Origin of the sequence: Streptomyces sp. NPDC001410 (assembly GCF_042895235.1) — a bacterium.
Taxonomy (GTDB): domain Bacteria; phylum Actinomycetota; class Actinomycetes; order Streptomycetales; family Streptomycetaceae; genus Streptomyces.
On sequence record NZ_JBIAWE010000022.1, the window covers coordinates 1 to 20,693 of the forward strand.

At 69.9% G+C, this 20,693-nt stretch carries 14 protein-coding genes, 1 tRNA gene and 1 rRNA gene; 13 read left to right on the forward strand and 3 right to left on the reverse strand.

The window, feature by feature from the left end:
* From rrf to ACFY3C_RS37320, 3 genes are all read left to right on the forward strand, one after another.
* A 5S ribosomal RNA gene (gene rrf / locus ACFY3C_RS37310) occupies positions 1 to 95 on the forward strand; the annotation flags it as partial.
* A 114-nt stretch (positions 96 to 209) separates the two neighbouring features.
* A complete protein-coding gene (locus ACFY3C_RS37315; RefSeq protein ID WP_386581028.1) occupies positions 210 to 872 on the forward strand; it encodes a DegT/DnrJ/EryC1/StrS family aminotransferase in 663 nt (220 codons plus the stop codon).
* A gap of 84 nt (positions 873 to 956) precedes the next feature.
* Positions 957 to 1,029 (forward strand) — tRNA-Thr (locus ACFY3C_RS37320).
* A 73-nt stretch (positions 1,030 to 1,102) separates the two neighbouring features.
* Here the strand turns inward: ACFY3C_RS37320 and ACFY3C_RS37325 are convergent.
* Complete coding sequence (locus ACFY3C_RS37325; protein ID WP_386581019.1) at positions 1,103 to 3,859, reverse strand: SpoIIE family protein phosphatase; 2,757 nt, start codon at positions 3,857 to 3,859, stop codon at positions 1,103 to 1,105.
* Positions 3,860 to 4,269: 410 nt separating this feature from the next.
* Here ACFY3C_RS37325 and ACFY3C_RS37330 point away from each other — a divergent pair, with 410 nt between their 5' ends.
* The 10 genes from ACFY3C_RS37330 (at position 4,270) to ACFY3C_RS37375 (ending at position 19,071) form a co-directional block, all read left to right on the forward strand.
* Positions 4,270 to 9,729, forward strand: a complete 5,460-nt coding sequence (locus ACFY3C_RS37330; RefSeq protein ID WP_390773997.1) for a HAMP domain-containing protein — start codon at positions 4,270 to 4,272, stop codon at positions 9,727 to 9,729.
* 273 nt (positions 9,730 to 10,002) lie between these two features.
* The gene (locus ACFY3C_RS37335; protein ID WP_390773998.1) at positions 10,003 to 10,683 is read left to right on the forward strand and encodes a two-component system response regulator; all 681 of its coding nucleotides are present in this window, start codon (positions 10,003 to 10,005) and stop codon (positions 10,681 to 10,683) included.
* 124 nt (positions 10,684 to 10,807) lie between these two features.
* On the forward strand, positions 10,808 to 13,552 hold the full coding sequence (locus tag ACFY3C_RS37340) for a DNA translocase FtsK (RefSeq protein ID WP_386581015.1): 2,745 nt from the start codon (positions 10,808 to 10,810) through the stop codon (positions 13,550 to 13,552).
* Between the two features lie 278 nt (positions 13,553 to 13,830).
* Entirely contained in the window at positions 13,831 to 14,676 is an 846-nt protein-coding gene (locus ACFY3C_RS37345; RefSeq protein ID WP_386581013.1) for a helix-turn-helix domain-containing protein, read from the forward strand.
* Positions 14,677 to 14,769: 93 nt separating this feature from the next.
* On the forward strand, positions 14,770 to 16,242 hold the full coding sequence (gene rimO, locus ACFY3C_RS37350) for a 30S ribosomal protein S12 methylthiotransferase RimO (RefSeq protein ID WP_386581012.1): 1,473 nt from the start codon (positions 14,770 to 14,772) through the stop codon (positions 16,240 to 16,242).
* Entirely contained in the window at positions 16,239 to 17,000 is a 762-nt protein-coding gene (pgsA, locus tag ACFY3C_RS37355) for a CDP-diacylglycerol--glycerol-3-phosphate 3-phosphatidyltransferase (protein ID WP_390773999.1), read from the forward strand. Before rimO ends, pgsA begins: the two co-directional genes overlap by 4 nt.
* Complete coding sequence (locus ACFY3C_RS37360) at positions 16,997 to 17,542, forward strand: CinA family protein (protein WP_386581008.1); 546 nt, start codon at positions 16,997 to 16,999, stop codon at positions 17,540 to 17,542. The genes pgsA and ACFY3C_RS37360 overlap by 4 nt, the downstream gene beginning before the upstream one ends.
* A 109-nt stretch (positions 17,543 to 17,651) precedes the next feature.
* Positions 17,652 to 18,026, forward strand: coding sequence for a helix-turn-helix domain-containing protein (locus ACFY3C_RS37365; protein ID WP_386581006.1), 375 nt, complete (start codon positions 17,652 to 17,654; stop codon positions 18,024 to 18,026).
* Between the two features lie 200 nt (positions 18,027 to 18,226).
* On the forward strand, positions 18,227 to 18,697 hold the full coding sequence (locus tag ACFY3C_RS37370; RefSeq protein ID WP_390774000.1) for a Dps family protein: 471 nt from the start codon (positions 18,227 to 18,229) through the stop codon (positions 18,695 to 18,697).
* A 95-nt stretch (positions 18,698 to 18,792) separates the two neighbouring features.
* Positions 18,793 to 19,071, forward strand: a complete 279-nt coding sequence (locus tag ACFY3C_RS37375; RefSeq protein WP_386581003.1) for a hypothetical protein — start codon at positions 18,793 to 18,795, stop codon at positions 19,069 to 19,071.
* Here the strand turns inward: ACFY3C_RS37375 and ACFY3C_RS37380 are convergent.
* Both ACFY3C_RS37380 and ACFY3C_RS37385 read right to left on the reverse strand, forming a co-directional pair.
* Positions 19,019 to 19,783 carry an SDR family NAD(P)-dependent oxidoreductase gene (locus ACFY3C_RS37380; RefSeq protein ID WP_390774001.1) on the reverse strand — a complete coding sequence of 255 codons (765 nt, stop codon included), beginning with the start codon at positions 19,781 to 19,783 and terminating at the stop codon, positions 19,019 to 19,021. The genes ACFY3C_RS37375 and ACFY3C_RS37380 overlap by 53 nt on opposite strands.
* Positions 19,784 to 19,815: 32 nt before the next feature.
* A complete protein-coding gene (locus ACFY3C_RS37385) occupies positions 19,816 to 20,661 on the reverse strand; it encodes an Fpg/Nei family DNA glycosylase (protein WP_390774002.1) in 846 nt (281 codons plus the stop codon).
* Between the last annotated feature and the right edge of the window lie 32 nt (positions 20,662 to 20,693).

Sequence of the window (20,693 nt, forward strand, 5' to 3'; positions counted from 1 at the left end):
AAACGCCCGGTTACATTCCGAACCCGGAAGCTAAGCCTCACAGCGCCGATGGTACTGCAGGGGGGACCCTGTGGGAGAGTAGGACGCCGCCGAACGAATTTTGAAAAGGTCGGATCCTGAACTTCGGTTCAGGGTCCGACCTTTTTACGTTGTGCTTAACGTGTCGTTCACGTTGCGCGCCGAGCATCCAGCACATGGGTACTGCTGCAATGCTCAGGGCCGCCGGCGTCGGAGTCGGTGACGAGGTCGTCGTACCGGCCTTCGGGAACGTCGAAGTGGCCGAGGCCGTGACCCTGGCGGGTGCGCTCCCGGTGTTCGCCGACATAGATCCGGTCAGCTACTGCCTCGACCCGTCGGCTGTCGAAGCGGCCGTAACTCCTCGAACCGTAGCGGTCGTTGTCGTTCACCGATTCGGCCGGCGCGCGGACATCACGCGGCTGCACGAGGTCGGACAGCGGCACGGGCTGCTCGTGCTGGAACAGGGTGAGTCCGAGGCGCCGTACGACGAGATGGCGCAGCGCAGGGAGCGGGCCGCCTATCTCGACGCCAAGCTGAAGGGCGTGAGCACCCCGGACGGGGGCGACGGACACACCTATCAGCAGTACGTGGTGCGGGTGCCGGGCAATGGCCGGCCGGACCGCGATGCCTTCGCCCGAGCCCTGCGGGCCAGGGGAGTTGAGTGCCGCGTTCCAGTGAAGACACCCGTGCACCGGCTGCCCGAGTTCCGGCGCTGTGTGGCGCTGCCGGCGACCGAGCGGGCCGCGGACGAGACGCTCGCGCTGCCCGTGGACGCCTCCCTGACGAAGCGTGAGATGCAGCGGATCGTCTCTGCCTGCAACGCCCTTGGGGGTTTGCTTCAGCCCGCCTTCTGAACGGGCACCGAACGAATTTGGGAAACGGGCCTGCTCGGGGTACTCTTTTCTTGTCGCCGCGAGGGAAACCTCGAAAACGACAAGGCCCCTATAGCTCAGTCGGCAGAGCGTCTCCATGGTAAGGAGAAGGTCAACGGTTCGATTCCGTTTGGGGGCTCGACAAAGAAGGCCTCGCCCTATCGGGCGGGGCCTTCGTCGTATGTGCGGGTATCCGGGCCGGCCCGGGGGCCTCAGTCCTTGTGAAGCCCCGGGACCCGCATCGCCAGGATCGCCATGTCGTCGGACGGGGCGTCGGACGCGAAGCGTTCCACGGCGCGCATGATGCGTGCCGCGACCGCGCCCGCGGTGAGCCCGGTGCAGGTGGTGAGGACGTCGGCGAGGCCGTCGTCGCCCAGCATGCGCGTGCCCTCGCGGCGTTCGGTGACGCCGTCCGTGACGCAGAGGAGGACGTCACCGGGGTCGAGGGTGACCGTCTCCTCGTACAGCTCCAGGTCCTCGATGACGCCGAGCAGCGGCTGGGGCTCGGCCGCAGCCGCCACCGTGCCGTCCTGGCGCAGCCGCAGCGGGAGGGGGTGGCCGGCGCAGACCACCTTCAGCTCGGCGCTGCCGTCCTCCTGCGGCCGCAACTCGCCGTACAGCAGCGTCAGGAAGCGGCTGCGGTCGCCCTCGTCGAGGATCGCGGAGTTCAGGCGCTCGAGGACCGCCGGGCCGGACAGGCCCTCGCGGGCCAGCAGGCGCAGGGCGTGCCGGGCCAGGCCCGTGACCGCCGCCGCGTTCGGGCCCGTACCGCAGACATCGCCGATGGCGAAGCCGTAGGCGCCGTTGCCGATCGGGAAGACGTCGTAGAAGTCGCCGCCGACCTCGTTGCCCTCGCCGGCCGCGCGGTAGATGACCTCCACCTCGACGCCGTTGATGTGCGGCAGGCCGGGCGGGAGCAGGCTGCGCTGGAGGGACTGGCTGATCGCCGTGCGCTCCGAGTACAGGCGGGCGTTGTCGAGGGCGAGTGCGGCCCGGCGGCTCAGGTCCTCGGCCAGTTCGAGGATCTCCTGCCGGAAGTGCTCGTCGGTGGGCTTGCCCAGGGTCAGCATGCCGATGACGCGGTTGCGGGCGACGAGCGGCAGGACGACCGTCTCGCCGCCGACGGCGGAGGCCGTCGCGAGCGTCGGGCCGATGCCCGAGGCGACCTGGTGGGTGGGGCCGCCGGACAGGCCGAGGCTGCGCATCGAGGAGCGCAGGGCCGCCTGGTGGGCGACCTCGCCGGGGGCGGTCCAGACCCGGGCGCCGGGCGTGGGTACCGGGTCGGGCGCGGGGACCTTCGACAGCAACGACTTGATGCCGTCGATGAGTTCCTCGTCCTCGTGCAGCACGTACGACAGGTAGGGCTCGGAGGCCTGGTCGGCGATCGTGTAGACGGCGCACCAGGTGGCCAGTGTCGGGACCGTCATCTGGGCCATCAGGGCCAGGGTCTGGTCGCGGTCCAGGGTGCCGGCCAGCAGGTCGGAGGCCTCGACCAGGAAACTCAGGGAGCCGCGGCGCAGCCGCTCCAGCTCGCCGAGGCGGGCCGATTCGACGGCCAGGGCGATGCGGTCGGCGGCGAACTGCAGGCGCAGCGCCTCCTCGTTGGAGTACCGGCCGGGTGCCTCGGCCGCCACGCCGAGGGAGCCCGTGAGACGGCCCTCGACCTTCAGCGGGACCGTGACGACCGAGCGCATGCCGGTGCCGGACAGCAGCGGTACGGCACCGGGTACGGCGGTGAGGTCGTCGTGGACGGCGGGCATGCGCGCGGAGCCGTAGCGGCCGGGGCCGGCCTCGACCGGGACGCGGGCGAAGCGCTGGCGGGCGGAGGGCAGGCCGGTGGAGGCCCGGACCTCCAGCTCGGTCTCGTCGTCGGTGGCCAGCAGCAGGAACGCGGAGTCGCCGTCGAGCATGTCGCGGGCGCGCTCGACCGTGCGCTGCAGCAGGCCGTCGAGGTCGTCCGGGGCGGGGGAGCCGATGAACACCTCGAAGGGGTCGGTGCTCTGGCCGTCGGAGGCGGTCGGCTGGTCGGTGGTGGGGACGCGCAACGGCGTCTGCAGGACGGCGCGTTCGTGGTCCCGTACCAGGAGGCACACGGTGGAGGGTTCGCCGCCGGTGTCGCGGACCCTGAGGTGGGAGGCGTAGACCGGGGCCACGCGGCCGTCGGAGCCGCGGACGCCGTAACTGCCCTCCCAGCGTGAGAGCTGGAGGGCCTCGGCGATGCCGGTGCCGGTGCCCGGGGTGTGCGGCCAGGCGGCGAGGTCGGTCAGGGGCTTTCCGATGACATCGGGGGCCGGGTAGCCGAACAGCTCCTCCGCGTCCTCGTTCCAGGAGCTGATGGAGCCCTTCCGGTCGATCTGGAGGACCGCGACACGCACCCGGCCGTCGGCGAGCGGGAGGAGGTCGGCGGGGAGGGAGGGTCCGGCGGCGCGGGTGCCGACCGGACGCTCGGGCAGGTCGATATGGAACCAGACGTTCTTGTGGGTGGGGGTGTAGTCCACGCCCCAGCGGGCGGCCAGGGCCGCGCACAGCTGCAGGCCGCGGCCGCCCTCGCGGTCGGGGCTGCCCATGGAGGCCGGCGAGGCCTGGAGGGGGACTTCGCGCTCCGGGTAGCGGTCCGAGACCTCGATGCGTACGCCGTCCTCGGTGCGCAGGCACAGCACTTCCGCGTGTGTGCCCGCGTGTACCACCGCGTTGGTCACCAACTCGCTGGTGAGGACCACCGCGTCGTCGACGACTTCGGCGAAGCCCCAGCCCTGGAGGGTGTCTCGGACGAAGGAACGGGCGGTCGCGACGGATCGCCCGACGGGCTCGAAACTGGCGGCCGCGCGCGCGGTGATCACAGAACTCCTCGGCCGGTTGTCGACGTGCAGGGCAGCGTGGCCGGCCGGCTCGCGCCGCTGCTGCGGCATCCGTTCGCCCGTCGGCCGTGGCTCCGGGGTATGTCCCCCGGGGATCAGTCCGGTGGTCATGGTCTGCGGCCGCCCCTCCGATGCCCGCTCGTGCTCGTGCCACCGCCCAGGCCGGTCGGACCGGTGTGGCTGGACAGCCGCATGCAAGGTTACTTACCTTCGCCCTCCGAGCGGATGCCGGTCGCCGGTGTTTACGCCCCCAGGGTGTGCGGACGATGTGCGAAGCTGCCGAACTGTTATGGCCTGGTTCGGCCGGGGTGAAACACTGGGCAAGCTTCTGATGAAGGTCCGGTCATGCTGCGTGTGTTCCGTGTACGGAGGGCAGCAGCCCCTGGTGTGGCCGGATCTCGTCTGGCAGAAATACCGAGCAGTAACGAGTACGCGGAAGTATTCGGTGAGCCGGGTGATCGGCCTGCCGGGCCGACGCGGTGAGCACGGCAGTGATGGTCTACCCCTTCGGGAGGGACACAGTGGAGTCTGGCGCAGCGACGCGGGGCACGAAGACGCGCGCGAAGGGCGGACCGTCCCTGCGCAGGAACGGCGGCACCACCGCCGTGGACACGGCTGCCCTGAACCGGCTGCTGGCGGCCCTCGTGTCGATGCGTGACGGAAACTTCCGCAAGCGGCTCACGGTGTCCGGCGACGGCGTGATGTCGGAGATCGCCGCGGTCTTCAACGAGGTCGCCGACCGGAATCTGCATCTGACCGGTGAGCTGTCGCGGGTGCGGCGCATGGTCGGGCGTGAGGGAAAGCTCACGGAACGGCTGGAAACAGGCGCCTGCGAGGGCTCCTGGGCGGCCGCGATCGACAACTCCAACGCGCTGGTCGACGATCTCGTCTGGCCCGTCTCGGAGGTCAGCCGGGTCCTGACGGCGGTCGCCGAGGGTGATCTGTCGCCGCGGATGGACCTGCGCACCCAGGCGCCCGACGGCACCGGGCATCCGCTGCGGGGCGAGTTCCTGAAGGTCGGCCGTACCGTCAACAATCTGGTCGACCAGCTGTCGACGTTCACCGACGAGGTCACGCGCGTGGCCAGCGAGGTCGGCACCGAGGGCAAACTCGGTGGCCAGGCCCGGGTGCGCGGTATGTCCGGTTCGTGGAAGGATCTGACCGAATCCGTCAACACGATGGCGAACCGGCTCACCGCTCAGGTGCGCGACATCGCCCTGGTGACGACGGCGGTCGCGCGGGGTGACCTGTCACGCAAGGTCACCGTCCATGTCGCCGGCGAGATGCTGGAGCTGAAGAACACCGTCAACACGATGGTGGAGCAGCTGTCCTCCTTCTCCTCCGAGGTGACCCGGGTCGCCCGCGAGGTGGGCACCGAGGGCATCCTGGGCGGCCAGGCGCAGGTGCCCGGGGTGGCCGGCGTGTGGAAGGAGCTGACCGACTCCGTCAACACGATGGCGGGCAACCTGACCGCGCAGGTGCGGGGGATCTCCCAGGTCACGACAGCGGTCGCGAACGGTGACCTGTCGCAGAAGGTGACGGTTCCGGCGCGTGGCGAGGTCGCGCAGCTCGCCGAGACGATCAACCAGATGACGGAGACGCTGCGGATCTTCGCGGACGAGGTCACACGTGTGGCCAACGAGGTCGGTGGGGAGGGACGGCTCGGCGGGCAGGCGAACGTGCCGGGCGCGGCCGGTACGTGGAAGGACCTGACGGACTCCGTCAACACGGTGTTCCGGAATCTGACCACACAGGTGAGGGACATCGCCGCGGTGACGACCGCCGTGGCGAGCGGCGACCTGTCGCAGAAGGTCACCGTGGACGTGGCCGGCGAGATGCTGGAGCTGAAGAACACCGTCAACGGCATGGTGGACCAGTTGTCGGCGTTCGGTTCCGAGGTGACCCGGGTCGCACGGGAGATCGGCGTCGAGGGTGAACTGGGCGGCCAGGCGCAGGTGTCGGGCGCGGCCGGTACGTGGAAGGACCTGACGGACTCCGTCAACACGGCGTTCCGCAACCTGACCGGTCAGGTGCGCAACATCGCCCAGGTGACGACGGCGGTGGCCAACGGTGACCTCTCCCAGAAGGTCACCGTCGACGTGTCCGGCGAGATGCTCCAGCTGAAGAACACCGTGAACACGATGGTGGACCAGTTGTCCTCGTTCGCCGACCAGGTCACGCGGATGGCCCGGGACGTGGGTACGGAGGGCCGGCTGGGCGGTCAGGCCCGGGTGGACGGTGTCTCGGGCACCTGGAAGGAGTTGACGGACTCCGTCAACTTCATGGCCGGAAACCTCACCTCGCAGGTGCGCAACATCGCCCAGGTGACGACGGCGGTGGCCAACGGTGACCTCTCGCAGAAGATCGACGTCGACGCGCGCGGGGAGATCCTGGAGCTGAAGAACACCATCAACACGATGGTCGACCAGCTCTCCGCCTTCGCGGACCAGGTGACCCGGGTCGCCCGCGACGTGGGTACGGAGGGGCGGCTCGGCGGTCAGGCGCAGGTGCCGGGCGTGGCCGGTGTGTGGCGGGACCTCACCGACTCCGTGAACGGCATGGCCGGCAACCTCACCGCCCAGGTGCGCAACATCGCCCAGGTCGCCACCGCCGTGGCCCGCGGTGACCTCTCCCAGAAGATCACCGTGGACGCGCGCGGGGAGATCCTGGAGCTGAAGAACACCCTGAACACGATGGTCGACCAGCTGTCGTCGTTCGCCCAGGAGGTCACACGTGTGGCCCGTGAGGTGGGCACGGAGGGCATCCTCGGCGGTCAGGCCGAGGTCCAGGGCGTCTCCGGCACCTGGAAGGACCTCACGCAGTCCGTGAACTTCATGGCGAACAACCTGACGATCCAGGTGCGCAACATCGCCGAGGTCACGACGGCGGTCGCCAAGGGCGACCTGTCCAAGAAGATCACCGTTGACGCGAAGGGCGAGATCCTCGAACTCGTCACGACCGTCAACACGATGGTCGACCAGTTGTCCAGCTTCGCCGAGCAGGTGACCCGGGTGGCCCGTGAGGTGGGCACCGAGGGCATTCTGGGCGGCCAGGCGCACGTTCCGGGTGTCACGGGCATCTGGAAGGACCTGAGCAACAACGTCAACCTGATGGCCAACAACCTGACCATGCAGGTGCGGAACATCTCCCAGGTGGCCGCGGCCGTCGCCAACGGTGACCTGACGCGTCAGGTGACGATCGAGGCGAGCGGTGAGGTGGCGCAGCTCGCCGACACCTTCAACACGATGGTGAAGACGCTGAGTTCGTTCGCCGACCAGGTCACCAAGGTGGCCCGTGAGGTGGGCACGGACGGCATCCTGGGCGGTCAGGCGCACGTACCGGGTGTGGCCGGTACGTGGAAGGACCTCACCGAGTCCGTGAACCAGATGGCGTCCAACCTGACCGGTCAGGTGCGCAACATCGCCATGGTGACCACGGCCATCGCCAAGGGTGACCTGACGAAGAAGATCGACATCGACGCCCGCGGTGAGATCCTCGAACTGAAGACGACGATCAACACGATGGTCGACCAGCTGTCCAGCTTCGCCGAGGAGGTCACCCGGGTCGCCCGTGAGGTGGGCACCGAGGGGCAGCTCGGCGGTCAGGCGCGCGTGCGTGACGTCGACGGCACCTGGCGGGACCTCACCGAGTCGGTGAACGAGATGGCCGGGAACCTGACCCGGCAGGTGCGCGCCATCGCGCGCGTGGCGACCGCGGTGACCCGCGGCGACCTCAACCTGAAGATCGACGTCGACGCGTCCGGCGAGATCCAGGAACTGCAGGACTACATCAACAAGATGATCGCCAACCTGCGCGACACCACGATCGCCAACAAGGAGCAGGACTGGCTCAAGGGCAACCTCGCCCGCATCTCCGCGCTGATGCAGGGCCGCCGGGACCTGGAGGACGTGGCCTCGCTCATCATGAGCGAGCTGACACCGGTGGTCTCCGCGCAGCACGGGGCGTTCTTCCTGACGATGCCGCTGATGGAGGGCCAGGACCTCAGCGGCGACGCCGAGGACCGCTACGAGCTGCGGATGCTCGGCTCGTACGGCTACTCGATGGGCTCCATGCCGACGTCGTTCCGGCCCGGTGAGGCGCTGATCGGCACGGCCGCCAAGGAGAAACGCACGATCCTGGTCGAGAACGCGCCGAGCGGTTATCTGAAGATCTCCTCCGGGCTCGGCGAGGCCCCGCCCGCGCAGGTGATCGTGTTGCCGGTCCTCTTCGAGGGCAAGGTGCTCGGCGTGATCGAGCTGGCGTCCTTCACGCCGTTCACACAGATCCAGAAGGACTTCCTCAATCAGATCGCCGAGATGATCGCGACCAGCGTCAACACCATCTCGGTCAACACCAAGACCGAGCAGTTGCTGAAGCAGTCGCAGGAGCTGACCGAGCAACTTCGTGAGCGGTCGGCGGAGTTGGAGAACCGGCAGAAGGCGCTGCAGGCCTCCAACGCCGAACTGGAGGAGAAGGCCGAGCTGCTGGCCCGGCAGAACCGGGACATCGAGGTGAAGAACACCGAGATCGAGGAGGCGCGGCAGGTCCTGGAGGAGCGCGCCGAACAGCTCGCGGTGTCGATGCGCTACAAGAGCGAGTTCCTCGCCAACATGTCGCACGAGCTGCGTACGCCGCTCAACTCGCTGCTGATCCTGGCCAAGCTGCTCGCCGACAACGCGGACACCAACCTCACCCCGAAGCAGGTGGAGTTCGCCGAGACCATCCACGGCGCGGGCTCCGACCTGCTCCAGCTGATCAACGACATCCTCGACCTGTCGAAGGTCGAGGCGGGCAAGATGGACGTCTCCCCGACGCGTATCGCGCTCGTCCAGCTCGTGGACTACGTGGAGGCCACCTTCCGGCCGTTGACCGCGGAGAAGGGCCTGGACCTGTCCGTACGGGTCTCCCCGGAGCTGCCCGCGACCCTGCACACCGACGAGCAGCGACTGCTGCAGGTGCTGCGGAACCTGCTGTCGAACGCGGTGAAGTTCACCGACTCAGGGTCGGTGGAGCTGGTGATCCGGCCCGCCGGTGGCGGTGTGCCGCAGGTCATCCGTGAGCAGTTGCTGGAGGCCGGCGCGCTCAGCGATCCGGACGCGCCGCTGATCGCGTTCTCGGTGACCGACACCGGCATCGGTATCGCGGCCAGCAAGATGCGGGTGATCTTCGAGGCGTTCAAGCAGGCGGACGGCACGACCAGCCGCAAGTACGGCGGCACGGGCCTCGGCCTGTCGATCTCGCGGGAGATCGCACAGCTGCTCGGCGGTGAGATCCACGCACAGAGCGAACCGGGCCGCGGCTCGACGTTCACGCTGTACCTGCCGCTGCACCCGAGCGAACTCCCGCCGCAGGGCTACCAGCAGTCCGTGACCCCGCTGGGGGCCGGCGAGCTGGTCGCCTCCGCGGCCGAGCTGTCGTCCGAGCTGTCCGCCGTGGAGGTCGAGACGCCGGCGGAGGTGAAGTCGTACCAGGAGACGCAGAACGGCGCCGCCGCGCTCTTCCGGCGCCGCCGCCGGAGTCTGCCGCCGGTCGAGCACCGGCCCGAGCAGTGGGCGACGGTCGGCGAGCAGGAGAGCACGCCGCAGCAGGCCCGCGCGGTACGGTTCGGCGGTGAGAAGGTGCTGATCGTCGACGACGACATCCGCAACGTGTTCGCGCTCACCAGCGTCCTGGAGCAGCACGGGCTGTCGGTGCTGTACGCCGAGAACGGCCGCGAGGGCATCGAGGTGCTGGAGCAGCACGACGACGTGGCGGTTGTGCTGATGGACATCATGATGCCCGAGATGGATGGGTACGCGACGACCACGGCGATCCGCAGGATGCCGCAGTTCGCCGGGCTGCCGATCATCGCGCTGACCGCGAAGGCGATGAAGGGCGACAGGGAGAAGGCGATCGAGTCGGGCGCCTCCGACTACGTGACGAAGCCGGTCGATCCGGACCATCTGCTGACGGTCATGCGGCAGTGGATGCGTGAGGAATGACGGGGTGACCGGCGCGGATGTGAACGCTGCGGGAACCCTGGGTGTGCACGCGGAGTTGTCGTTCCGAAGGGGCCGGGGACGTGTGGGAATCCCGGATTCCGGGAACTTTCCGGTCTCTCGCGGCGTTTCCGTTGCGTGCACAGTGACATCGCGGTGACAGGGTGTGGCGACAGGCGGGGTGCGGCTACGATGACCGGCACAAGGACGGGCGGCGAAAGGGAGTCGTCCCCTGGGGCGGCGCCCGGTGTACCGCCGGGGCGAGGAGGGCGGGCCATGGTGCAGAAGGCCAAGATCCTCCTGGTCGATGACCGGCCGGAGAATCTGCTGGCGCTGGAGGCCATCCTCTCTGCGCTCGATCAGACGCTGGTGCGGGCATCGTCCGGGGAGGAAGCGCTCAAAGCACTGCTCACGGACGACTTCGCGGTCATTCTGCTGGATGTCCAGATGCCGGGCATGGACGGTTTCGAGACCGCCGCGCACATCAAGCGGCGGGAGCGGACCCGGGACATCCCGATCATCTTCCTCACCGCGATCAACCACGGTCCCCACCACACCTTCCGGGGCTACGCGGCGGGCGCGGTCGACTACATCTCCAAGCCGTTCGACCCGTGGGTGCTGCGCGCGAAGGTGTCCGTCTTCGTCGAGCTGTACATGAAGAACTGCCAGCTGCGCGAGCAGGCGGCGCTGCTGCGGCTCCAGTTGGAGGGCGGCGGCAAGGGCGCGGTCGGCGGCAAGGAGTCGGCCGGGCTGCTCGCCGAGCTGTCCGCGCGGCTCGCGGCCGTCGAGGAGCAGGCGGAGGCGCTGTCCAAGCAGCTGGACGACGAGTCCGCGGACGCGGCAGCGGTGGCCACGGCCGCCCATCTGGAACGCAAACTCACCGGGTTGCGCCGCGCGCTCGACGCGCTGGAGCCCGGCACGGGCAGCGGAGCCGCGGCGGTGCCGACGCAGAACTGACGCTCGCGGGGAGCGCAGTTGCCCATGAGCGTGCGTCAGTTCCGCGCCCCGGCAAGGGCGACACGAACGGGTGAAGCAGTGGGCACGCGTGTCCACTGTCGTCTCCCCCGGTAATCTCACACCCATGGCCTCACGTCCCTCCGCAGCCAAGAAGCAGCCCGCGAAGAAGGCGGCTGCTCCCGCGAAGGCTCCGGCGAAGAAGGCCGCCGCGAAGAAGGCCCCGGCCAAGAAGGCGCCCGCCAAGAAGGCTCCGGCCAAGAAGGCCGCGCCCCCCAAGCCGGCACCGAATCCCACGGGGGGCGTGTACCGGCTCGTGCGCGCCGTCTGGCTCGGTCTCGCGCACGCGGTCGGCGCCGTCTTCCGGGGCATAGGGCAGGGCGCGAAGAACCTCGACCCGGCCCACCGCAAGGACGGCGTCGCGCTGCTGCTCTTCGGCATTGCGCTGATCGTCGCCGCCGGTACCTGGGCCGATCTGCGCGGTCCCGTCGGCGACCTGGTGGAGATCCTGGTCACCGGCGCCTTCGGCCGGCTCGACCTGCTGGTGCCGATACTGCTCGCGGTGATCGCCGTACGGTTCATCCGGCACCCGGAGAAGCCGGAGGCCAACGGGCGGATCGTGATCGGCCTGTCCGCGCTCGTCCTCGGCGTGCTCGGCCAGGTCCACATCGCATGTGGCTCGCCCGCGCGCAGCGACGGCATGCAGGCCATAAGGGACGCGGGCGGCCTCATCGGCTGGGCTGCGGCGACCCCCCTGACGTACACCATGAGCGAGGTGCTCGCGGTACCGCTGCTGGTGCTGCTGACGATCTTCGGGCTGCTGGTGGTGACCGCCACTCCGGTCAACGCCATCCCGCAGCGGCTGCGTGCGCTCGGCGTGCGCCTGGGCCTGCTGCCCGACCCGGAGGAGTACGAGCCCTCCGAGGACGACACGCGCTACGAGGAGCAGTGGCGCGAGGAGCTGCCCGCGCGCGCCCGAAAGCGCCGGAGTGCCCCCCAGGCGTACGACCCCGACAACGCCGAGGAAGAGGCCCTCTCGCAGCGCCGCGGCCGCCCCCGGCGCTCCGCGGTGCCCCAGCCCGATCTGCAGCGCCAGATGGACGCGGTGGACGTCGCCGCTGCCGCCGCTGCCGCCCTCGACGGTGCCGTCCTGCACGGCATGCCGCCGTCCCCGCTCGTCGCCGACCTCACCCAGGGCGTGAGCGTGGGCGAGCGCGAGGAGACCACACCGGTGCCCGCGCCGTCGCCGGAGCCCACGCCGGCGCCGGTTCCCGCGCCCGCCGCGCGCCCCAAGCAGGAGAAGCTGAAGGTCGCGAGCGTCCCCGACCTCACGAAGGCGGCCCCCGAGGCGCCGCGTGACCTGCCCGCGCGCGCGGAGCAGCTCCAGCTCTCCGGGGACATCACCTACTCGCTGCCGTCGCTGGACCTCCTCACCCGCGGCGGCCCCGGCAAGGCCCGCAGCGAGGCGAACGACGCGATCGTCGACTCCCTGCGCAACGTCTTCTCCGAGTTCAAGGTGGACGCCGACGTCACCGGGTTCACCCGTGGCCCGACGGTCACCCGCTACGAGGTCCAGCTCGGCCCCGCCGTCAAGGTGGAGCGGATCACCGCGCTGACCAAGAACATCGCGTACGCCGTGGCCAGCCCGGACGTGCGGATCATCAGCCCCATCCCGGGCAAGTCCGCGGTCGGCATCGAGATCCCCAACACCGACCGGGAGATGGTCAACCTCGGCGACGTGCTGCGCCTCGCGGAGTCCGCCGAGGACGACGACCCGATGCTGGTCGCCTTCGGCAAGGACGTCGAGGGCGGGTACGTGATGCACTCGCTGGCGAAGATGCCGCACATGCTCGTCGCCGGCGCGACCGGTTCCGGCAAGTCCTCGTGCATCAACTGCCTGATCACCTCGGTCATGATGCGGGCGACCCCGGAGGACGTCCGGATGATCCTGGTCGACCCCAAGCGCGTCGAGCTGACCGCTTACGAGGGCATCCCGCACCTGATCACGCCGATCATCACCAACCCCAAGCGAGCCGCCGAGGCCCTGCAGTGGGTCGTGCGCGAGATGGACCTGCGCTACGACGACCTGGCCGCGTTCGGCTTCCGGCACATCGATGACTTCAACCAGGCCATCCGCGACGGCAAGGTGAAGCTGCCCGAGGGCAGCGAGCGGGAGCTGCAGCCGTACCCGTACCTGCTGGTGATCGTGGACGAGCTGGCGGACCTGATGATGGTCGCGCCGCGGGACGTCGAGGACGCGATCGTACGCATCACACAGCTCGCGCGCGCGGCCGGCATCCACCTGGTGCTCGCCACCCAGCGCCCGTCGGTCGACGTGGTCACCGGCCTGATCAAGGCCAACGTGCCCTCCCGGCTGGCGTTCGCCACCTCCTCGCTCGCCGACTCCCGGGTCATCCTCGACCAGCCAGGCGCCGAGAAGCTGATCGGCAAGGGCGACGGCCTGTTCCTGCCGATGGGCGCGAACAAGCCCACCCGTATGCAGGGCGCGTTCGTGACCGAGGCCGAGGTCGCGGCCGTCGTGCAGCACTGCAAGGACCAGATGGCGCCGGTCTTCCGGGACGACGTCACCGTGGGCACCAAGCAGAAGAAGGAGATCGACGAGGACATCGGCGACGACCTCGACCTGCTGTGCCAGGCCGCCGAGCTGGTGGTCTCCACCCAGTTCGGGTCGACATCCATGCTCCAGCGCAAGCTGCGCGTCGGCTTCGCCAAGGCCGGGCGGCTCATGGACCTGATGGAGTCCCGGAACATCGTCGGGCCCAGCGAGGGCTCCAAGGCGCGTGACGTTCTTGTGAAACCTGACGAACTGGACGGCGTGCTCGCGCTGATTCGGGGGGAGTCTGACGGGTAGGGCAGCGGGCCGCCCGGCGTGTCGGGTTTACGCCGGGTGGCGGCAGGACCGTGATGCACCCGTTAGAGAGCGGCGAGCAACCGTTTCCCTTTGTCGCACGTCAAGTTGAGCGAGAGGACAGGTTCGGGGCTCAGTGTGGGCTTTGCGCCTGGCCCGCCGTTGGGATGAGCGGCCGTTCCGATGGCGTACAAATAGCACCGCCCGGTCGCCCCATCCTTTCGGACCCCCCTAGACTGAACCTCCAGCACAGGTGGCTCACACGCTCGAAAGGCGCCCCCGTGTCCATCGGCAACTCCCCTGAAGACGAGCGTCCGTTCCAGGACGCGTCGGAGGAAGCCCGTCCCTCAGTGGGACGCGCCCTGAAGCAGGCGCGCATCGAGGCCGGGCTCACCGTCGACGACGTCAGCAGCGCCACTCGTGTCCGTATTGCCATCGTGCACGCCATCGAGGCGGACGACTTCGCCCCCTGCGGCGGAGACGTGTACGCCCGTGGGCACATCCGCACGCTGGCCAAGGCCGTACGCCTCGACCCCGCACCGCTGATCGCGCAGTTCGACGCCGCGCACGGCGGCCGGCCCGCGCCCACTCCGGCGGCGCCCCTGTTCGAGGCGGAACGTATCCGCCCCGAGCGGCGCGGGCCCAACTGGACCGCGGCCATGGTCGCCGCGATCGTCGCCGTCGTCGGCTTCGTCGGATTCACCGCCTTCAAGGGCGGCGACAGCGGGAGCGACGCCAAGTCGCAGGTGGCCGACGGCGCCACCTCGCCCACCCCCAGCAAGGCCGCTTCGCCCACGCCCAAGAAGGACAAGCCCGCCGCACCGACCTCCGAGGCGTCCGACAGCGCCATCGCGGCCGCCCCGCAGGACAAGGTGACCGTCCAGGTCAGCGCGGCGGGCGGGCGCAGCTGGATCTCCGCCAAGGACCACAACGGCCGGATGCTCTTCGACGGGCTGCTGAAGAAGGGCGAGTCCAAGACCTTCCAGGACAGCTCCAAGATCAACCTGATCCTCGGTGACGCCGGCGCGATCCAGCTCTACGTCAACGGAAAGAAGATCGAGGACAACTTCCAGCCGGGCGCTGTGGAGCGCCTCACGTACACGAAGGGCGACCCCGAGGCCGGATGACAGGCCCTTGGGGGAGCGGACGCGAAGGGGTTGGCCAAGATCGGCCAACCCCTTCGACATGGGGTGTCTGACAGACGAAGTAGTCTTGAGCCCATGCCTGAACGCCGTACCGTCGCTCTCGTCACTCTCGGCTGCGCCCGTAACGAGGTGGACTCGGAGGAGCTCGCAGGCCGTTTGGAGGCGGACGGCTGGCAGCTCGTCGAGGACGCCGCGGCCGCCGACGTCGCCGTGGTCAACACCTGTGGCTTTGTCGAAGCCGCCAAGAAGGACTCCGTCGACGCCCTGCTGGAGGCCAACGACCTCAAGGACCACGGCAGAACCCAGGCCGTCGTGGCGGTGGGCTGCATGGCCGAGCGGTACGGCAAGGAACTCGCCGAGGCGCTGCCCGAGGCCGACGGCGTGCTCGGCTTCGACGACTACGCCGACATCTCCGACCGCCTGCAGACCATCCTGTCCGGCGGCATCCACGCCTCCCACACCCCGCGTGACCGGCGCAAGCTGCTGCCGATCAGCCCGGCCGAGCGGCAGGAGTCGGCCGCCTCCGTCGCGCTGCCCGGCCACGGCCCGTCCGACCTCCCCGAGGGGGTCGCGCCCGTCTCCGGCCCCCGCGCGCCCCTGCGCCGCCGCCTGGACGGCGCCCCGGTCGCCTCGGTCAAGCTCGCCTCCGGCTGCGACCGGCGCTGCTCCTTCTGCGCCATCCCGTCCTTCCGCGGCTCCTTCATCTCCCGCCGCCCCAGCGACGTGCTGAACGAGACGCGGTGGCTGGGCGAGCAAGGCGTGAAGGAGATCATGCTGGTCTCCGAGAACAACACCTCCTACGGCAAGGACCTGGGCGACATCCGCCTGCTGGAGTCCCTGCTGCCGGAGCTGGCCGAGGTCGACGGCATCGAGCGGGTGCGGGTGAGCTACCTGCAGCCGGCCGAGATGCGCCCGGGCCTGATCGACGTCCTGACGTCCACCCCGAAGGTCGTCCCCTACTTCGACCTGTCCTTCCAGCACTCCGCGCCGGACGTGCTGCGCGCCATGCGCCGCTTCGGCGACACCGACCGCTTCCTGGAGCTGCTGGACACCATCCGCAGCAAGGCTCCCGAGGCCGGTGTGCGCTCCAACTTCATCGTCGGCTTCCCCGGCGAGAGCGAGGCGGACCTGGCCGAGCTGGAGCGCTTCCTGAACGGCGCTCGCCTGGACGCCATCGGTGTCTTCGGCTACTCCGACGAGGAGGGCACGGAGGCGGCGACGTACGAGAACAAGCTCGACGAGGACGTCGTCGCCGAGCGCCTGGCCCACATCTCCCGGCTCGCCGAGGAACTCGTCTCGCAGCGCGCCGAGGAGCGCGTCGGCGAGACCGTGCACGTCCTCGTGGAGTCCGTGGACGAGGAGGAGGGCGTGTACGGCCGTGCCGCGCACCAGGCGCCGGAGACGGACGGACAGGTGCTGCTCACGAGCGGCGCGGGCCTGAGCGTCGGACGTATGGTCGAGGCGAAGGTGGTCGGTACGGAAGGTGTCGACCTGGTTGCCGAGCCGCTGACCGGCTCGCTCGCGTGTAGTGAGGAGGCGGGCAGATGACCGGAGTCCCGGCATCCGCCGCGGGCGGCTCCTCCGGCGCGCAGGGCGCGCAGGGTTCCGCCGCCGCTGCCGACGGCGCTGTTTCCGAGGTCTCCGGTTCTGCTTCCGACTCCGCTGCCGAAGGTGCGAAGCACCCGCGCGGCGCGAAGATCGCGGCCGCGGCCGTCAACCAGGCCAGCCTGTGGAACGTCGCCAATCTGCTGACGATGCTCCGGCTGCTGCTGGTGCCCGGTTTCGTGGCGCTGATGCTGGCGGACGGCGGCTACGACCCGGCCTGGCGCTCGCTGGCCTGGGCGGCCTTCGCCGTCGCCATGATCACCGACCTGTTCGACGGGCATCTGGCGCGCACCTACAACCTGGTCACCGACTTCGGGAAGATCGCCGACCCCATCGCCGACAAGGCGATCATGGGGGCGGCGCTCATCTGTCTGTCCGCCCTGGGTGATCTCCCGTGGTGGGTGACGGCCGTGATCCTCGGCCGGGAACTCGGCATCACGCTGCTGCGTTTTCTGGTCATTCGCTACGGCGTGATCCCCGCGAGCCGGGGCGGCAAGCTCAAGACGCTCACCCAGGGCGTGGCCGTCGGGATGTACGTCCTGGCACTGACGGGGTGGCTGGCCACCCTGAGGTTCTGGGTGATGGCTGTGGCGGTCGTCCTCACCGTCGTCACCGGCCTCGACTACGTGAGACAAGCCATTGTGCTGCGCCGGCGGGGAATCGCCGAGCGCGCGGGCGCGTTGGAGGAGAAGGAAGCGTGAGTTCCCCGGCCACCGAACTGGTGCGACTACTGACCGTGAGGGGCGAGAGTCTCGCCGTCGCGGAGTCGCTCACCGGTGGTCTCGTCGCGGCGGAGATCACGGCCGTCCCCGGGGCGTCCAAGGTCTTCCGGGGTTCGGTCACCGCCTACGCCACCGAGCTGAAGCACGAGCTGCTGGGCGTCGACGCCGCTGTGCTGGCGGCGCAGGGAGCGGTGGATCCGCAGGTCGCGGCCCAGATGGCAGCCGGGGTCCGCAAGGCCCTGGGAGCCGACTGGGGCATCGCGACGACCGGGGTCGCCGGGCCCGAACCGCAGGACGGCAAGCCCGTCGGGACGGTCTTCGTGGCCGTCGACGGGCCCCTCACGTCCGACTCCGGTTCTGCCGGTGGCGGAAAAGTGGCAGCCCTGCGGTTGAACGGCGACCGTGCGGAAATTCGTATGGAGAGTGTACGGAGCGTACTCGCACTGCTTCTGAGAGAGCTTGCGGGCGAACAGACCGGGAACGAGCGGGCACAGGATACGGAACGGAACGGGGGGTTTTGATGTTTACAGCCCTGAGTGAACACGACATCGCTCCCCGCACGGCCGCGGCGCGAGGCGGTACGGTGGGGCGAGAAGGATGCGGCTACGCGGTCCGAGGAGGGAGCCACCGATGATTCTGCTCCGTCGCCTGCTTGGTGACGTGCTGCGTCGGCAGCGCCAACGCCAGGGCCGTACTCTGCGCGAAGTCTCCTCGTCCGCCCGAGTCTCACTCGGCTATCTCTCCGAGGTGGAGCGGGGGCAGAAGGAGGCTTCCTCCGAGCTGCTCTCCGCCATCTGCGACGCGCTGGACGTACGGATGTCGGAACTGATGCGAGAGGTGAGCGACGAACTGGCGCTCGCCGAGCTGGCCCAGTCCGCCGCGGCCACCGAGCCCGTGCCCGCGCCGGTCCGTCCGGTGCTGGGTTCCGTGTCGGTGGCCGGTGTGCCACCGGAACGGGTGACCATCAAGGCGCCCGCCGGGGCGGTGGACGTGGTCGCCGCGTGACGTCCGTGTGCGCGGCCTAGTGACCCGGATAGGCGTGAGGCCCCGGCCGGGCTTCCTCAGGGAGACCTGGGGAGCCCGGCCGGGGCTTTTGTTTGCTCCGGGTGTGTGATTCGTGTCTCTTTTGCCTCCATTTGCCGGTATTCGGTGGGGCGGTCATCGTGGAGGGACGTGCCTGCGCCGAAACCGCCGGAGGAAAGTGGATGTCCGTCGTGAAGAGTCCGTTGCCCGATGACGATCTGAAGACCGTGTCCGAGGCGCTGCACGGCGCCCTGGTCGACCTGGTGGACCTCTCGCTGGTCGCCAAGCAGATCCACTGGAACGTCGTCGGACCCCGCTTCCGGTCCATCCACCTCCAGCTCGACGAGGTCGTCGACGTCGCCCGCACACACTCCGACACGGTGGCCGAGCGGGCGTCCGCCCTCGGTGTCCCGCCCGACGGGCGCGCGGCCACGGTGGCCTCCAGCAGCGGCATCGAGGCCGCTCCGGCCGGCTGGATCAAGGACACGGACGCGGTGCGCACGATGGTGGACGCCCTCGGCGCGGTGATCACCCGGATGCGGGAGCGGGTCCAGGGGACCGGGGACGCGGATCCGGTGTCCCAGGACATCTTCATCGGCATCACGGCGGACCTGGAGAAGCATCACTGGATGTTCCAGGCGGAGAACGCGTGAGGGTGTCGGAGAGCCCGGTGTTGCATCGGTGAGCCCTCGGTGCGCCTCCCGCGCGGGTCACGAGGCGTTCTAGCTTCCCGCTGGAGGTGGCGGCCATGGTGGGGCGGATACTGCGCTGGGGGGCCGCGCTCGGGCTCGGGGCGCTCTGGTGGTGGGCGGTGCTGCGGATCGCCGTGGGGTCCGGCGCCGGGGTGCTCGAAGGGGCCGTCGCGGTCAGCGGGTGGGGGCTGAGCGTGCTGCCGGTGCACTGTGTGGCCAAGGGGCGTGCGGTGGGAGCCGTGGAAACGGGGCGGTGGGCGGCCGCCTGGCGGGTCGAGGACGCTACCAGGGCATCGCCACGCCCCCGTTCGGACGCAGGATCTGACCCGTCGTGAACGCCGACGCGTCCGACGCCAGGTACAGCACCGTGTGCGCGACGTCGTCCGGCTCGCCGACCCGGCCCAGCGGGGACATCCGGGCCATCAGGGACTCGGTGTGCGCCTGTGCCTCCCGGTCGTGACGGTCGGTCATGGGCGTCCGGATCCAGCCCGGCGCGACCGCGTTGACCCGGATGCCGTGCCGGCCGACCTCGGTGGCCAGCGTCTTCGTCAGCTGGACCACGGCCGCCTTCGCCGCGCCGTAGCAGAGCAGTCCGGGGCCGCCGGTGTCGACCGCGCCGGAAGCCATGGTGACGATGCTGCCCCGGGTGTCGTGGGCGAGCATCAGCCGGGCCGCCTCCTGGCAGGCGTACAGCACACCCTTGAAGTTGACGCTCAGGACCCGGTCCAGATCCTCGTCCCGGGTCTCGAGGACCGGGCTGCTGTGCATGATTCCGGCGATCGCGGCCATGACGTCCAGGTGTCCGCAGGAACGGACGGCCGCCGCGAGGGCGGTCCGGTCGGTGACGTCGACGACGTGCGTGCGGGCCGCGCCGCCGCGGTCCTCGATCAGCTTGGCCGTGCCGTGCAGGCCGTCCGTGTCCAGGTCGGCGCAGTGCACCGTGGCTCCTGCCGACGCGAGCAGGACGGCGGAGGCCCGGCCGATGCCGCCGGCGGCTCCGGTGACGAACGCGGTGCGTCCGGTGAGGTCGTACGCCTTGAGGGGCATACAGGGACGGTACGAGCGGTTCTGACGGTCCGTCAATTAGTCGGGCGGGGATAGCGGTTGTGCCACTGCTGCGCCGTCCCCGGTGCCGGTGCGGGGCTCGTCTGGCAGGCCGGGCACCAGTAGGTGGGGCGCTCCTGGGATCCGTCGCCCTGGTCGGCCACCCGGACCGGCGTGCGGCAGCGCAGGCAGGGGCGGGGGGCGCGGCCGTACACGAACAGGTCCTGCCGGTGCAGACCCGTGGTCTGGCGGACCGGGCGGTCGCGGTTGGCCTCCAGGAGCTTCTTGGCGAGGGCGGGCAGCTTGGCGGCGCGGTCCGCGGGCAGGGCGCCGACCGGCAGCCAGGGCGTCACGCCGAGCAGGAAGCACAGCTCGCTCTTGTAGACGTTGCCGATGCCGGCGAGATTGCGCTGGTCGAGCAGGGCCTCGCCGAGGGGGCGGGCGGGGTCCGCGAGGAGGTTGGCGAGGGCGTGCTCGGGGTCCCAGTCCGGGCCGAGCAGGTCGGGGCCGAGGTGGCCGACGACGTGCTCCTCCTCGCCGGTGCGCAGGAACTCCAGCACCTGGAGGCGATAGCCGACGGCGGTGCGATCGGCGGTGCCGAGGATCGCCCGGATCTGGTGCGCCGGGCCGCCCCGCCAGCGCTCGTCCGTGCCGTACACCTTCCAGGCGCCCTCCATGCGCAGGTGCGTGTGGAGGGTCAGGTCGCCCTCGAAGCGGGTGAGCAGGTGTTTGCCGCGCGGGGTCGTGCCCAGGACCGTACGGCCCGTGAGGTCGACCGTCGCGTATTTCGGCACCCGGAAGTCGCTGCGGGTCAGCACCTTGCCCGCGAGGGCCTCGTGCAGCCGCCGCGCGGCCTGCCAGACCGTGTCACCTTCGGGCATGCGTCAAGGGTGCCACGGTGGGGTGACGCGGG

Excerpts from the sequence above, each read along its gene's own strand:
- ACFY3C_RS37340 (WP_386581015.1), top strand. The coding sequence starts at position 10,808 with ATGGCCTCACGTCCCTCCGCAGCCAAGAAGCAGCCCGCGAAGAAGGCG.
- rimO (WP_386581012.1), top strand. The coding sequence starts at position 14,770 with ATGCCTGAACGCCGTACCGTCGCTCTCGTCACTCTCGGCTGCGCCCGT.
- pgsA (WP_390773999.1), top strand. The coding sequence starts at position 16,239 with ATGACCGGAGTCCCGGCATCCGCCGCGGGCGGCTCCTCCGGCGCGCAG.
- ACFY3C_RS37385 (WP_390774002.1), bottom strand. The coding sequence starts at position 20,661 with ATGCCCGAAGGTGACACGGTCTGGCAGGCCGCGCGGCGGCTGCACGAG.
- ACFY3C_RS37370 (WP_390774000.1), top strand. The coding sequence starts at position 18,227 with ATGTCCGTCGTGAAGAGTCCGTTGCCCGATGACGATCTGAAGACCGTG.
- ACFY3C_RS37380 (WP_390774001.1), bottom strand. The coding sequence starts at position 19,783 with ATGCCCCTCAAGGCGTACGACCTCACCGGACGCACCGCGTTCGTCACC.
- ACFY3C_RS37335 (WP_390773998.1), top strand. The coding sequence starts at position 10,003 with ATGGTGCAGAAGGCCAAGATCCTCCTGGTCGATGACCGGCCGGAGAAT.
- ACFY3C_RS37375 (WP_386581003.1), top strand. The coding sequence starts at position 18,793 with ATGGTGGGGCGGATACTGCGCTGGGGGGCCGCGCTCGGGCTCGGGGCG.
- ACFY3C_RS37325 (WP_386581019.1), bottom strand. The coding sequence starts at position 3,859 with ATGACCACCGGACTGATCCCCGGGGGACATACCCCGGAGCCACGGCCG.
- ACFY3C_RS37365 (WP_386581006.1), top strand. The coding sequence starts at position 17,652 with ATGATTCTGCTCCGTCGCCTGCTTGGTGACGTGCTGCGTCGGCAGCGC.
- ACFY3C_RS37315 (WP_386581028.1), top strand. The coding sequence starts at position 210 with ATGCTCAGGGCCGCCGGCGTCGGAGTCGGTGACGAGGTCGTCGTACCG.